Origin of the sequence: Aurantimonas sp. HBX-1 (genome assembly GCF_021391535.1) — a bacterium.
GTDB lineage: Bacteria > Pseudomonadota > Alphaproteobacteria > Rhizobiales > Rhizobiaceae > Aurantimonas.
Genome location: NZ_CP090066.1, coordinates 2,310,650 through 2,323,612 on the forward strand (window position 1 = coordinate 2,310,650; position 12,963 = coordinate 2,323,612).

Annotated in this window: 13 protein-coding genes; 10 read left to right on the forward strand and 3 right to left on the reverse strand. The window is 68.7% G+C overall.

The window, feature by feature from the left end:
- The first annotated feature begins 3 nt into the window (after nucleotides 1–3).
- From rpsR to alr, 6 genes are all read left to right on the forward strand, one after another.
- Complete coding sequence (rpsR, locus tag LXB15_RS10975; RefSeq protein WP_163043733.1) at nucleotides 4–252, forward strand: 30S ribosomal protein S18; 249 nt, start codon at nucleotides 4–6, stop codon at nucleotides 250–252.
- Between the two features lie 129 nt (nucleotides 253–381).
- Nucleotides 382–1,350, forward strand: coding sequence for a hypothetical protein (locus tag LXB15_RS10980; RefSeq protein WP_233948501.1), 969 nt, complete (start codon nucleotides 382–384; stop codon nucleotides 1,348–1,350).
- Between the two features lie 36 nt (nucleotides 1,351–1,386).
- Nucleotides 1,387–1,998, forward strand: a complete 612-nt coding sequence (rplI, locus tag LXB15_RS10985; RefSeq protein WP_233948502.1) for a 50S ribosomal protein L9 — start codon at nucleotides 1,387–1,389, stop codon at nucleotides 1,996–1,998.
- Nucleotides 1,999–2,212: 214 nt separating this feature from the next.
- Complete coding sequence (locus LXB15_RS10990; RefSeq protein WP_233948503.1) at nucleotides 2,213–3,502, forward strand: cyclopropane-fatty-acyl-phospholipid synthase family protein; 1,290 nt, start codon at nucleotides 2,213–2,215, stop codon at nucleotides 3,500–3,502.
- Nucleotides 3,503–3,735: 233 nt separating this feature from the next.
- The gene (locus LXB15_RS10995) at nucleotides 3,736–5,226 is read left to right on the forward strand and encodes a replicative DNA helicase (RefSeq protein ID WP_233948504.1); all 1,491 of its coding nucleotides are present in this window, start codon (nucleotides 3,736–3,738) and stop codon (nucleotides 5,224–5,226) included.
- 8 nt (nucleotides 5,227–5,234) lie between these two features.
- The gene (gene alr, locus LXB15_RS11000) at nucleotides 5,235–6,398 is read left to right on the forward strand and encodes an alanine racemase (protein ID WP_233948505.1); all 1,164 of its coding nucleotides are present in this window, start codon (nucleotides 5,235–5,237) and stop codon (nucleotides 6,396–6,398) included.
- A gap of 28 nt (nucleotides 6,399–6,426) precedes the next feature.
- On the opposite strand, the gene LXB15_RS11005 is transcribed toward alr, so the two are convergent.
- Nucleotides 6,427–6,750, reverse strand: a complete 324-nt coding sequence (locus tag LXB15_RS11005; RefSeq protein ID WP_233948506.1) for a DUF1294 domain-containing protein — start codon at nucleotides 6,748–6,750, stop codon at nucleotides 6,427–6,429.
- A 172-nt stretch (nucleotides 6,751–6,922) separates the two neighbouring features.
- Here LXB15_RS11005 and radA point away from each other — a divergent pair, with 172 nt between their 5' ends.
- The 4 genes from radA to LXB15_RS11025 all read left to right on the forward strand — a co-directional run bounded on the left by radA (nucleotide 6,923) and on the right by LXB15_RS11025 (nucleotide 11,440).
- Complete coding sequence (radA, locus tag LXB15_RS11010; protein ID WP_233948507.1) at nucleotides 6,923–8,314, forward strand: DNA repair protein RadA; 1,392 nt, start codon at nucleotides 6,923–6,925, stop codon at nucleotides 8,312–8,314.
- Nucleotides 8,315–8,438: 124 nt separating this feature from the next.
- Complete coding sequence (locus LXB15_RS11015) at nucleotides 8,439–9,095, forward strand: CvpA family protein (protein WP_233948508.1); 657 nt, start codon at nucleotides 8,439–8,441, stop codon at nucleotides 9,093–9,095.
- A gap of 117 nt (nucleotides 9,096–9,212) precedes the next feature.
- Nucleotides 9,213–10,664: an amidophosphoribosyltransferase gene (gene purF, locus LXB15_RS11020; protein WP_233948509.1), complete on the forward strand. Its 1,452-nt coding sequence runs from the start codon at nucleotides 9,213–9,215 to the stop codon at nucleotides 10,662–10,664.
- 35 nt (nucleotides 10,665–10,699) lie between these two features.
- The gene (locus LXB15_RS11025) at nucleotides 10,700–11,440 is read left to right on the forward strand and encodes an SDR family NAD(P)-dependent oxidoreductase (RefSeq protein WP_233948510.1); all 741 of its coding nucleotides are present in this window, start codon (nucleotides 10,700–10,702) and stop codon (nucleotides 11,438–11,440) included.
- On the opposite strand, the gene LXB15_RS11030 is transcribed toward LXB15_RS11025, so the two are convergent.
- Nucleotides 11,422–12,249, reverse strand: a complete 828-nt coding sequence (locus LXB15_RS11030) for a phosphatidylcholine/phosphatidylserine synthase (protein ID WP_233953133.1) — start codon at nucleotides 12,247–12,249, stop codon at nucleotides 11,422–11,424. The two genes, LXB15_RS11025 and LXB15_RS11030, sit on opposite strands and share 19 nt — an antisense overlap.
- A gap of 5 nt (nucleotides 12,250–12,254) precedes the next feature.
- Entirely contained in the window at nucleotides 12,255–12,953 is a 699-nt protein-coding gene (locus LXB15_RS11035) for a phosphatidylserine decarboxylase (protein WP_233948511.1), read from the reverse strand.
- Nucleotides 12,954–12,963: the final 10 nt, after the last annotated feature.

The following is a 12,963-nucleotide window of genomic DNA, read 5'->3' on the forward strand; positions in this document are numbered from 1 at the left end:
AACATGGTCGATATCGCTCAGCTTCCCACCCGCCGGCCGTTTCATCGTCGCCGCAAGTCCGACCCGTTCGCCGGCACCGATTCGCCGAAGATCGACTACAAGGACGTCCGTCTCCTGCAGCGCTACATTTCCGAGCGCGGTAAGATCGTCCCGTCGCGGATCACCGCCGTCTCGCAGAAGAACCAGCGGGCCCTCGCCCGTGCGATCAAGCGCGCCCGCTTCCTCGGCCTTCTGCCCTACGTCCTGAAGTAGGACTTCCACTCTGGGAGACGGCGCCCCGGCGCCGCCTCCCGTCCCGCGCGCGTCAGGCCGCCGCGGGATACGACCAAGCCTAGTTGGGGCCACCGCCTCTAACTGCCGCGAGCAGGACAGCGCACCGACATGAAGCCAACCACCATCCTCATCGCCGTGGCCTCGGGCCTTGCCAGCGCGCTGCTGTTTGCCGGCATCGTGCTGGAGTCGGCGTCGGCGGTGAGCCTGGCCCTGGCCGCCCCGATCCCCATCGCCATCGCCAGCCTCGGCTGGGGCTCCGTCGCCGGCTTCATCGCCGCCGCGGTCGCGGGCGCGACGATCTACGCGATCACCCTCTCCGTTCCCAGCGCGCTGACGCTGCTCGTCTCCATGGCGATCCCGACGGCGGTCGCCGGGCACCTGGCCGGCCTCGCGCGCCCCGCCGAGGCGCCGATGCGCGCTGCCAACGGCAATGTCCCCGCGACGCCGCCACTCGACTGGTATCCGCTCGAGCGCGTGCTGATGGCGATCACCGCCATGGCGACGGCGGCCTGCCTGTTTCTCGGCTGGATGCTCGGCTACGACGCGCAATTGTTCGTTCCGGCCGTCGCCCAGGCGCTCGGCGACGGCGGCGTCGCCGGGCCCAATGCACCGGACCAGGAACAGCTGCGCGAACTCGCCAGCCTCGTCGTGTCGCTGGTGCCGTTCGTGCAGCCGGCCATGCTGACCATCGTGCTGGTCATCGGGCTCTATCTCGGCGCCACGGCGACGCGCATCTCCAACCGGCTGCCGCGGCCGCGCGACGACATTCCATCCATCGCCGGTCTGCCGCGGACGACGTTGCTGGTGTTTGCCGCCGGTGTTGGCGCGGTCCTCGCCGGCGGCACGATCGGTCTCGTCGGCGCCGTCATCGTCGGTGCATTCGGCGCCGCCTACACGCTGGTCGGCCTGGCAGCGCTGCACCGGCGCAGCCGCGGACGGCCCGGCCGCGGCCTCGTGCTGTTCACCAGCTACGCCGCCATCCTGCTGCTCTCCTTCCCGCTCCTCGTCTTCATGGGGTTCGGGCTCTTCCAGACCTGGCGGTGGGGCGACGGCACCGCCGCCCCTACCAGCCAGTAACCCCAGACATTCACCCCCTCCGGAAAGGAAACCACCATGGACGTCATTCTTCTCGAACGCATCGCAAGGCTCGGCCAGATGGGCGACACCGTGAAGGTGCGCGACGGCTACGCCCGCAACTACCTGCTGCCGACCGGCCGCGCCCTGCGCGCCAACGAGGCGAACCGCGCCAAGTTCGAGTCGCAGAAGACGCAGCTCGTCCAGCGCAACGAGGAGCGCAAGTCGGAAGCCCAGGAAATCGCCAAGACGCTCGAAGGCCGCAGCTTCGTCGCGGTGCGTTCGGCCGGCGAGACCGGCCAGCTCTACGGCTCGGTGTCGACCCGCGACATCGCCGAGCTGCTGGCGGCCGATGGCTTCAAGGTCGGCCGTAACGAGATCGAGCTGCGCCTGCCGATCAAGGCGATCGGCGTGCACGCGATCTCGATCGCACTGCATCCGGAAGTCTCGGTCTCCATCAACGTCAACGTCGCCCGTTCGCCGGACGAGGCCGAGCGGCAGTCGCGTGGCGAGGATCTGACCTCCGCCGATGCGATCTACGGCATCGACGAGGAAGAGTTCGAGGACGAAGACGAGGGTGCCGAGGAGGAAGCCGGCGAGGAAGAGGGCGTCGAGACGCCTTCGGCCGAGTCCGAGGACGACCAGCGCTAGTCACGCCGAGACCCGCGTTTCCGGCGTTTCGTCGGCGGAAACCACAGCCGGCGACGGAAAGTAAGACCCATAAAGGGGCTCCACAGCGTGGGGCCCCTTTTAATATGTTCAGTGGGAGCATTATCTTCGTCTTCGCAGTGCAACTTGCGAAGCAACTCCCGACTGCTTCGGGGCGGTCGAGGTTCTTCAGGCTACGGCCAGGAGATCAGCATCCATGAACCGCATTCTCTCCGTCTACCTCTCCCATCTCTTCAAGTTCGGCAACCTGACCATCACCGACGCCTCCGGCGCGGTCACGCAATGGGGCGACGGCACCGGCAGGCCGCTCCACATCCGCTTCAACACGGCAGCCGCCGAGCGGGCGGTCGCCCTCCATCCCGGGCTGAAATTCGGCGAGGCCTACATGGACGGCGGCATCGACGTCGTCTCCGGCTCGATCTACGACGTGCTGGCGCTGATATTCGCGAACGCCGAAGACGGCGACGCGGCCCGCGAGCCCTGGATGCGCGCCATCGCCCGCACGCGGCTCCTCTATCGCCGCTACATCCAGAACAACACGCCGCGGCGGGCCCGCGCCAACGTCCAGCATCACTACGACCTCTCGGGAGCGCTCTACGACCTGTTCCTCGACGCGGACCGGCAGTATTCCTGCGCCTATTTCGAGCGACCGGACGCGAGCCTCGAGGAGGCGCAACTCGCCAAGAAGCGGCACATCGCGGCCAAGCTGAATTTCGACAGGCCGGGGCTGCGGACCCTCGACATCGGCTGCGGCTGGGGCGGCATGGGCCTGTATCTCGCCCGCCAGCTGCAGGCCGAGGTCACCGGCATCACCCTGTCGGACGAGCAGCTGGCGATCGCCCGACGGCGCGCCGACGATGCGGGTCTGGCGGACCGGGCAAAGTTCCGCATCGAGGATTATCGCGACGTCCAGGGACGCTTCGACCGGATCGTATCGGTCGGCATGTTCGAACATGTCGGCGTCGACTTCTACGAGGAGTATTTCGGCCGGTGCGCCGAACTGCTGGAGGCGGACGGGGTGATGCTGCTGCACACGATCGGCCGGTTCGATGAGCCTTCAAACACCAACCCCTTCATCGCCAAGTACATCTTCCCCGGCGGCTACCTCCCGTCTTTGTCGCAGGTGACCCAGGCGATCGAGCGGACCGGCCTGATCGTCACCGACGTGGAGGTGCTGCGGCTTCACTATGCCGAGACGCTGCGGCACTGGCGCGAGCGCTTCGCCGCCCGCCGCGACGAAGCAAAGGCGCTCTACGACGAACGGTTCTGCCGCATGTGGGAGTTCTACCTGGCCGCCTCGGAATGCACCTTCCGCTGGCAAGACCTGGTGGTCTTCCAGATCCAGCTGACCAAGTCGCGCGAGGCGCTGCCGCTGACCCGCGACTACATGTTCGAGGCCGAGGCCCGGCTGCGCGAACGCGACGACGCCGACGCCGCTGCGGCGTCCCGCCAGGGCGGCTGGCAGGACCGCTGCGCGGCGGAGTGATTCCCGACGGCAGATGCCGCCCGGCTGCCCCATCCGATACGGGCGGCCGGGCGGATCGCGGTGCGGTTCGGTACCAGCCGCCGGGCGGGCCGACGCGCAGCTGAGGCAACGGCTTTTCCCCGCTGTTATCCACAGGCTTGCGGCGCCGCGGAGCCGGCACAACATGCTTTGAGCGGCGGCCCCGCTGGTGTAGGCAGAGCACCATACGGGATCGGTGGCAGGGGTGACGCGGCATGGCGGATGCAGCGCGGAAATTCGACGAGGACGCCGCGGCGCTCTACCGCGAGGCGCCCAACAATATCGAGGCGGAGCAGGCCCTGCTCGGCGCGATGCTCGTCAACAACGACGCCTATTACGTCGTCCACGACTTCCTGAAGCCGGACCATTTCTTCGAGCCGCTGCACCGGGAGATCTTCTCCAAGACCTCTGAGATGATCCGGATGGGCAAGATCGCCAATCCGGTGACGATCAAGACGTTCCTCGCCGCCAACGACAAGGTCGGCGAGCTGACGGTGGCGCAGTATCTCGCCCGCCTCGCCGCCGAGGCGACGACCATCATCAACGCCACCGACTACGGCCGGGCCATCTACGATCTGGCGATGCGCCGCGCGCTGATCCGGATCGGCGAGGACATGGTGAACATCGCCTTCGACGCGCCCCTCGACATGGAGCCGAAGGGCCAGATCGAGGACGCCGAGCGGCGGCTGTTCGAACTCGCCGAGACCGGCCGCTACGACGGCGGCTTCCAGTCCTTCACCGAGGCGGTGACGCTGGCGGTGCAGATGGCGACGGCGGCCAAGGACCGCGACGGAGGCCTGTCGGGCGTCTCCTCCGGCATCATCGGCCTCGACCGGCGGATGGGCGGACTGCAGTCGTCGGATCTGATCATCCTCGCCGGCCGCCCGGCGATGGGCAAGACGTCGCTGGCCACCAACATCGCCTTCAACATCGCCGCGGCCTACGAGCCGGCCGAGCAGGCCGACGGATCCTTCAAGGCCAAGAACGGCGGCGTCGTCGGCTTCTTCAGCCTGGAAATGTCGGCCGAACAGCTCGCCACCCGCATCATCTCCGAGCAGACGGAGATCTCGTCCTCGAAAATCCGGCGCGGCAACATCAACGACCAGGAGCTGACCAAGCTGATCGCCTGTTCTGAGATGATGCAGAAGCTGCCGCTCTACATCGACCAGACCGGCGGCATCTCGATCGCCCAGCTCGCGGCCCGGGCACGGCGGCTGAAGCGCCAGCGCGGCCTCGACGTCATGGTCATCGACTACGTGCAGCTGATGCAGGGCTCGTCCAAGGCCTCCTCGCAGAACCGCGTGCAGGAGATCACCGAGATCACCACCGGCCTCAAGGCGCTGGCCAAGGAGCTGTCGGTGCCGATCATCGCGCTGTCGCAGCTGTCGCGCCAGGTGGAGAGCCGCGAGGACAAGCGCCCGCAGCTCTCCGATCTGCGCGAATCGGGCTCGATCGAGCAGGACGCCGACGTGGTGATGTTCGTCTACCGCGACGAATACTACCTCTCGAACCGCGAGCCGAAGCCGGGCACCGACGAGCACCTCAAATGGGAGCAGGCGCTGAACGAGGCCCGCGGCAAGGCCGAGGTGATCATCGCCAAACAGCGCCATGGCCCGACCGGCACCGTGCCCCTCGCCTTCCAGGCCGAATACACGCGCTTCACCGACCTGGCGGACGAGACCTACCTGCCCGAGCGCTACGAATAGGCCGCGCCGTGCCGGGCCCTTCCGATCGGAGCGCCGTCGCGTCGCGCATGCCGGTGCTCGAGATCGACCGCGCGGCGCTCCAGGCGAACTGGCGGACGTTGGCGGCGCGCCAGCCGGGCGCGCGCACCGGCGCGGCGGTGAAGGCCGACGGCTATGGGCTCGGCGCCGCGGATGTCGCGACCGCCCTCCACCAAGCCGGCTGCCGGGACTTCTTCGTCGCCTGGGCGTCTGAGGGCGTGGCGGTGCGCGAGGCCCTGGCGCGGGCCGGTCTCGATTCCGGCGGAGCGGCCACGCGGATCTACGTCCTTCAGGGCCTCGAAGCGGCGACGGTGGCCCTGCATCTCGCGCACGACCTCGTTCCGGTGCTTTCCACCCCGGACGACGTCGCCTGCTGGCGAGACGGGACCAGCGCCGCGGCCTCCCGGGTCCCCGCCGCGCTGCAGCTGGAGACCGGCATGAACCGCCTCGGCCTCGGCGAAGCCGACGCGCGCCATGCCGCGGCGCTTCACGCAGCCGGCGACCTGCCGCTCTGCCTGGTGATGAGCCATCTCGCTTCGGCCGACGAGCCCACCGCACAGAGCGACGACCAGCTGCAGCGGTTTCTCGCCCTGTCCGCCCTCTTCCCCGGCGTGCCGCGCTCGCTGGCTAACTCCGCCGGCGTGTTTCTCGGTCCGGGATTCGGCTTCGATCTGACGCGGCCCGGCATCGGGCTCTATGGCGGCAGCGCCGGGCCGCGATCGACGGGAGTGCTGCAGCCGGTCGCGCGGCTGACCGCCGCGATCCTGCAGGTCCGGACCGCCCGCGCCGGCGAGGTCGTCGGCTACGGTGCCGCGGTCCGGCTGGAGCGGAACACCCGCATTGCCACGGTCGGCATCGGCTATGCCGACGGCCTGCCGCGCGCCGCCTCCGGCGCCGGCATCGCATTGCGGCCGTTGTGTCCGGCGGCTGACGCCTTGCTCGCCGGGCAGCGCGTGCCGGTGATCGGCCGCATCTCGATGGACATGACCCTGCTCGACGTTTCCGCACTGCCGGAGGGTGGCGTCCAGCCCGGCGACCGTGTGGAGTTCTTCGGCCCCGGCGTGGCGATCGACGACGTCGCCGCGGCGGCAGGGACGATCGCCTACGAGATCCTCACCGGGATGGGCAGGCGGGTCGCCCGCCATTGGACCTGACGGACGATCCGACGGGCGGCGGCCGGGCCTAGCGCGGAAAGGCCGCGTCCACGATCGTCGTCCCGATCATTGCCAGCGCGTCCGGGCCGACGAACGCCGCGCCGAGGACCAGGACGACATGCAGGCCGACGATCCCCCGCAGCTGCGAACGGAAGGGCTCCTTCCGCGTCTTGTGCCGCAGCACCCGCTGCGCAGCGACCGCCCCGACGCTGCCGCCGATCAGCGCGAGGCCCAGCAGCCGGCGCTCGGGAACGCGGCGCCGGCCCTCGATCGCCATCGCCTTGTCGTAGGCAAAGGCAGCATAGGCCGTCGCATTGACGGCAAGGAGGTAGGCGAGGACGGCAAGGATCATGATGCGGCTCCGGGCGAACCCGCCACCCTGTAGCATCTGCCCCGCCGAACCCTGCGCCCTAATCCGAGCGGCGCCGGGGGCCAGGTCCAGGCCGCCGATAAGCAACCGCCGGTCTTGTTTCTGATTTGTTCTCACTTCATATTGCCGCATCTCCCGCACCCCGAAAGACAGCATGGCCAAGCCGAAACTCTCCTTCATCTGCCAGAACTGCGGCTCAGTGACCGCCCGCTGGCAGGGCAAGTGCGAAGCCTGCGGCGAGTGGAACACCATCGTCGAGGAGAACTCCGCCGGCGGCATCGGCGGCGGCCCGCAGGGTAGCTCCCGGCGCCGCGGCCGCCCGTCCGCGCTGCTGCCGCTCTCCGGCGAGATGGAGGAGGCGCCGCGGATCATCTCGAAGATCGACGAACTCGACCGGGCGCTCGGCGGCGGCATCGTGCGCGGCTCGGCGATCCTGATCGGCGGCGATCCCGGCATCGGCAAGTCGACCCTGCTGATGCAGGCGGCAGCCGCCCTCTCCCGCAACGGCCACAGCGTCGTCTACGTCTCCGGCGAGGAGGCGGTCGCGCAGGTGCGGCTCCGAGCGCAGCGGCTGAAGGCGGCCGACACCGACGTGCAGCTGATGGCCGAGACCAATGTCGAGGACATCCTGGCGACGCTGGCCGAGGCGCGGCGGCCTGACCTCGTCATCATCGATTCGATCCAGACCCTGTGGTCGGACCTCGCCGATTCCGCTCCCGGCACCGTCACGCAGGTGCGGGCGGGCGTGCAGGCGATGGTGCGCTTCGCCAAGGCGAGCGGCGCGGCGGTGATCCTCGTCGGCCACGTCACCAAGGAGGGGCAGATCGCCGGTCCGCGGGTGGTCGAGCACATGGTCGACGCGGTGCTGTATTTCGAGGGCGAAGGCGGCCATCACTACCGCATCCTGCGGACCGTCAAGAACCGCTTCGGCCCCACCGACGAGATCGGCGTGTTCGAAATGGGCGACCTCGGCTTGCGCGAAGTGCAGAACCCGTCCGAGCTGTTCCTCGGCGAGCGCAACGAGAAGGCGCCGGGAGCCGCGGTGTTCGCCGGCATGGAAGGCACGCGGCCGGTGCTGGTGGAGATCCAGGCGCTGGTGGCGCCCTCCGCCCTCGGCACGCCGCGACGGGCGGTGCTCGGCTGGGACCAGCCGCGGCTCGCGATGGTGCTGGCGGTGCTGGAAGCCCATTGCGGCGTACGGCTCGGCCAGCACGACGTCTATCTCAACGTCGCCGGCGGGTTCCGCATCTCCGAGCCCGCCGCCGATCTCGCGGTGGCGGCGGCGCTGGTGTCATCGCTCAGCGGCGCGCCCCTGCCCTCCGACTGCGTGTATTTCGGCGAAATCAGCCTGTCCGGCTCTGTGCGGCCGGTATCGCACGCGGCCCAGCGGCTGAAGGAGGCCGAGAAGCTCGGCTTCCGCCAGGCCGTGCTGCCCTCGGCGCCGGCCGACATGCCGCGCTCGCGCGACATGAGCGGCTTCGAGGTCGAGGCGCTGCCGGACCTCGTGGCACGGGTCGCCTCCGGCGGCGGCGCCACAGATGCTTGATTTTCCGACGCGGGCCTAGTGTAAATTCCGCGTCGAAGCGTTATGCCCCAGCGATGCCGCGCGGACGGGACCGGCAAGGTCCCGGTCTCCCGCGGCTCCGAAGGGCCCAGAGGATCGATCGTTCATGACCCTAACACTTCTCGACGCGATCCTCTTCGCGATCATGCTGGTGTCGGCGCTCCTCGCGATGGTGCGCGGCTTCTCGCGGGAGGTTCTGTCGGTGGTGGCGTGGCTGGTGGCGGCGGCCGCGGCCTTCTTCTTCTACCGGCCGCTGACCCCCTACGTTTCCGAGTACATCGCCTCCGACATGGTGGCCTTGGCGGTATCGGCCGCGCTGATCTTCCTGGTGACGCTGATCGTCGTCTCGTTCATCACGCTGCGGATCGCCGATTTCATCATCGACAGCCGGGTGGGTGCCATCGACCGTGCCCTCGGCTTCGTCTTCGGCGCGGTGCGCGGGCTGCTGCTCGTCGTCGTCGCCATGCTGTTCTTCAACTGGCTGGCCCCGGCGAATCAGCCGCAGTGGATCGCGGAATCGCGCAGCAAGCCCTTCCTCGACGACCTCGGCCAGCGGCTGGTGGCGGCCCTGCCGGAGAATCCCGAGCAGGTCATCATGGACCAGATCCAGGGCACGGAAGGGGAACCCAGCGCCGTACCAGCTCCCGATGGAGAGCCCGGCGCTGTTCCCGCACCGGACGGTGCGGCGGCGCCGGAAGAACCCAGCTCCATCGAGGGCCTGATCGACGAATCCGGCGATGCACCGCCGCCTGCCGCCAATTGAGGTCGTGCGGAATTAGACGCAGCGTGCAGCAAAGACTCGCGCATCGGCGAGCGCGGCCCTATATGGTGCCCTCTACGACGGCAGGCCGGGGCGCACCGGCAAACGGCGGACAAAATCATGGATGAGACGCCTTTTGGCGACGATTCGCTGCATGAGGAATGCGGCGTGTTCGGCATTTTCCAGCGGACCGATGCGGCCGCCGTCGTGACGCTGGGGCTGCACGCCCTGCAGCATCGCGGCCAGGAGGCCGCCGGCATCGTCTCCTTCGACGGCTCGCAGTTCCATGTGGAACGCCATTCCGGGCTGATCGGCGACACCTTCACCAAGCAGTCGGTGCTCGAACGCCTGCCGGGCACCTCGGCGATCGGCCATACTCGCTACGCCACCACCGGCGGCGGCGGCCTGCGCAATGTCCAGCCCTTCTTCGCCGAACTCTCCGCCGGCGGCTTCGCGGTCGCGCACAACGGCAACATCACCAACGCGATGACGGTGCAGCGCGAGCTGCAGCGCCGCGGCTCGATCTTCTCCTCCACCTCCGACACCGAGACGATCCTGCACCTCGTCGCGACCAGCGCCGGGCGGCTGTTCGTCGACAAGCTCATCGATGCGCTGTCGCGGCTCGAGGGCGCCTTCTCGCTGGTCGGGCTGTCGTCGAAGAAGATGGTCGGCGTACGCGATCCGCTCGGCATCCGGCCGCTGGTGCTCGGCGAGTTCGAGGGCTCGCTGATCCTCGCCTCCGAGACCTGCGCGCTGGACATCATGGGCGCGACCTTCGTGCGCGACATCGCGCCGGGCGAACTGGTGATCATCACCGAGGACGGCGTCGAGAGCCTCTTCCCCTTCCAGGCGCGCCGACCGCGCTTCTGCATCTTCGAATATGTCTACTTCGCCCGGCCGGACTCCAATGTCGAAGGCCGCAACGTCTACGACATCCGCAAGAAGATCGGAGCGGAGCTCGCCCGCGAGAGCCATGCCGAAGCCGACATTGTCGTGCCGGTACCGGACTCCGGCGTTCCCGCCGCCATCGGCTACGCGCAGGAAGCCAACCTGCCTTTCGAGCTGGGGATCATCCGCAACCACTATGTCGGCCGGACCTTCATCCAGCCGACCGACGCGATCCGGCACATGGGCGTCAAGCTGAAGCACAACGCCAACCGCAAGATCCTCGAGGGCAAGCGCGTCGTGCTGGTCGACGATTCGATCGTGCGCGGCACCACCAGCCAGAAGATCGTGCAGATGGTCCGCGAGGCCGGCGCGGCCGAGGTGCACATGCGCATCGCCTCGCCGCCGACGCGCGCCAGCTGCTTCTACGGCGTCGACACGCCGGAGAAGGGCAAGCTGCTCGCCTCGCGCATGACGATCGAGGAAATGGCCGACTACATCAAGGTCGATTCCCTCGCTTTCCTCACGATCGACGGGCTCTACCGGGCCTGCGACGAACCGGAGCGCAACCGGATGATGCCGCAGTTCTGCGACGCCTGCTTCACCGGCGACTATCCGACCTCGCTCACCGACCAGGACGGCACGGACAATGTCCGACAGTTGTCGCTGCTCGGCGGCGCGGGCTAGACTTTCCCCAACGCATTCGCTTCGACAGAGATCGCATGACCGGACAGCTCAAGGACAAGGTCGCGCTGGTCACCGGCGCCTCCCGTGGCATCGGCTACCAGATCGCCAAGGGACTGGCCGCCGAAGGCGCCCACGTCATCGCCCTCGCCCGCACCGTCGGCGGGCTCGAGGAACTCGACGACGAGATCAAGTCGGCCGGCGGCTCGGCCACGCTGGTGCCGCTCGACCTCACCGACATGGGCGGCATCGACCGGCTGGGCGGTGCCATCAACGAACGCTGGGGCCGGCTCGACGTGCTGGTCTCCAACGCCGGCCTTCTCGGCGTGCTGGCGCCGATCGGCCATATCGAGGCGAAGACCTTCGAAAAGACCATGACGGTGAACGTCACCGCCACTTGGCGGCTGATCCGCTCCGTGGACCCGCTGCTGCGCAAGGCGCAGGCCGGTCGCGCCATCGTCACATCCTCGGGCGCGGCGCATTCGGCGAAGGCTTTCTGGTCGCTCTATGCCGCCAGCAAGGCCGCGACCGAGGCACTGGTACGATCCTGGGCGAACGAGACGCAGAGCCTCCCGCTGCGCGTGAACTCGGTCAATCCGGGTGCCACGCGCACCGCCATGCGGGCCCAGGCGATGCCGGGCGAGGATCCGAAGTCGCTGCCGACGGCCCGCGAGGTCGCCGCGAAGATCGTGCCGCTGGCGTTTGCCGGCGTCACCGAGACCGGCAAGCTGTTCGACGTGCGGGCCGGCCGGTTCCTGGACTACCGCGACCCGGCCTGATCCTCGTCGCTGGCGAGCGCCGCCCGCCGGCTGAAGGCGCGGACCGAGAAGGCGATCGACACGAAATAGGCGATCGCGGTCAGGGTCAGGGTCTGCCAGAAGAAGCTCAGCAGCACCGCGACATAGGCGACCAGGCCGAGAATGATCGGGATCGCATAGTCGCGCGGCACCCGGATTCCGGCCCCCTTGCCCGACCAGGTCGGCAGGCGGCTCGCCATCAGCAGTCCGATCGCGACGAGATAGACGCTGGCGATGCTGGCGGTCACCGCCGGTACGCCGAGTTCGAAGCCGGAAAAGCTGAGATACACCGGGAACATCGCGAGCGCCGCCCCGGCCGGTGCCGGCACGCCGACGAAGAAGGCCGAATGCCATTTCGGCCGGTGCGGATCGTCGAGCATCGTGTTGAACCGCGCCAGGCGCAGCGCGCAGGCGCTGGAATAGAGCAGCGCTGCGATCCATCCGAGCGAGCCGGCGTCATGCAGCATGTAGGCGTAGAGCACGAGGCCCGGGGCGACGCCGAAATTCACGATGTCGGCGAGCGAATCCATCTCCGCTCCGAAGCGACTCTGGCCCTTGAGATAGCGCGCCACCCTTCCGTCGATCCCGTCGAGCAGCGCGGCGCCCAGAACCAGGCTGACCGCAAGCTCGAAGCGCCCCTCGAAGGCCATGCGGATGCCGGTCATGCCTGCGCAGATCGACAGCAGCGTGATCAGGTTCGGCGCGATGCGCCGGAACGGGATGCGGCGCCGGGCCGGCACGTCGGCCTCGTCCGGCTTGCCGGGCTCGAAGGGCGGAAAGGGCGAACCGATTGCCATCAGTCGCGCCTCGACGGCCAGGTCGGAAGCTGGTTGCCGAATTCGGCGATGATCGTTTCCCCGGCGATCGCCGTCTGGCCTTCCGCGACGCGCGGCCGCGCGCCGTCCGGCAGGTAGACGTCGAGCCGCGAGCCGAAGCGGATCAAACCGATCCGCTCGCCGGCCTCCAGCCGATCCTCAACCTTCGACCAGCAGATGATCCGCCGCGCCACCAGCCCGGCGATCTGCACGACGCCGATCTCGCCCTGTGGCCCGTCGACGACCAGCGAGTTGCGCTCGTTGACCTCGCTGGCCTTGTCGAGCTCGGCATTGCGGAACTCGCCCTCGCGATAGGCGATACGAGTGACGCGGCCGCGCATCGGGGCGCGGTTCACGTGGCAGTCGAAGACGCTCATGAACACCGAGATGCGCAGCATCGGCTCGACGCCGAGGCCGAGCTCGGCGGGCGGCACCACGTGCCCGACCAGCGAGACGCGGCCGTCGGCGGGGCTGACCACCAGATGATCGGCGACCGGCGTCACCCGCTCGGGGTCACGGAAGAAATAGGCGCACCAGGCGGTCAGGATCAGGCCGAGCCAGAACAGCGGCTCCCAGAAGAAGCCGAGCACCACGGCGACGGCGAAGAACGCCGCGATGAACGGGTAGCCAGCCTTGTGGACCGGGGCCATCACGTTGCGGATCGAAGCGAATATGTGCATCTCGGGCGGT

Coding starts and splice junctions, on each gene's coding strand:
- rpsR (WP_163043733.1), top strand. CDS start 4: ATGGTCGATATCGCTCAGCTTCCCACCCGCCGGCCGTTTCATCGTCGC.
- LXB15_RS10980 (WP_233948501.1), top strand. CDS start 382: ATGAAGCCAACCACCATCCTCATCGCCGTGGCCTCGGGCCTTGCCAGC.
- rplI (WP_233948502.1), top strand. CDS start 1,387: ATGGACGTCATTCTTCTCGAACGCATCGCAAGGCTCGGCCAGATGGGC.
- LXB15_RS10990 (WP_233948503.1), top strand. CDS start 2,213: ATGAACCGCATTCTCTCCGTCTACCTCTCCCATCTCTTCAAGTTCGGC.
- LXB15_RS10995 (WP_233948504.1), top strand. CDS start 3,736: ATGGCGGATGCAGCGCGGAAATTCGACGAGGACGCCGCGGCGCTCTAC.
- LXB15_RS11005 (WP_233948506.1), bottom strand. CDS start 6,750: ATGATCCTTGCCGTCCTCGCCTACCTCCTTGCCGTCAATGCGACGGCC.
- radA (WP_233948507.1), top strand. CDS start 6,923: ATGGCCAAGCCGAAACTCTCCTTCATCTGCCAGAACTGCGGCTCAGTG.
- LXB15_RS11015 (WP_233948508.1), top strand. CDS start 8,439: ATGACCCTAACACTTCTCGACGCGATCCTCTTCGCGATCATGCTGGTG.
- purF (WP_233948509.1), top strand. CDS start 9,213: ATGGATGAGACGCCTTTTGGCGACGATTCGCTGCATGAGGAATGCGGC.
- LXB15_RS11025 (WP_233948510.1), top strand. CDS start 10,700: ATGACCGGACAGCTCAAGGACAAGGTCGCGCTGGTCACCGGCGCCTCC.
- LXB15_RS11035 (WP_233948511.1), bottom strand. CDS start 12,953: ATGCACATATTCGCTTCGATCCGCAACGTGATGGCCCCGGTCCACAAG.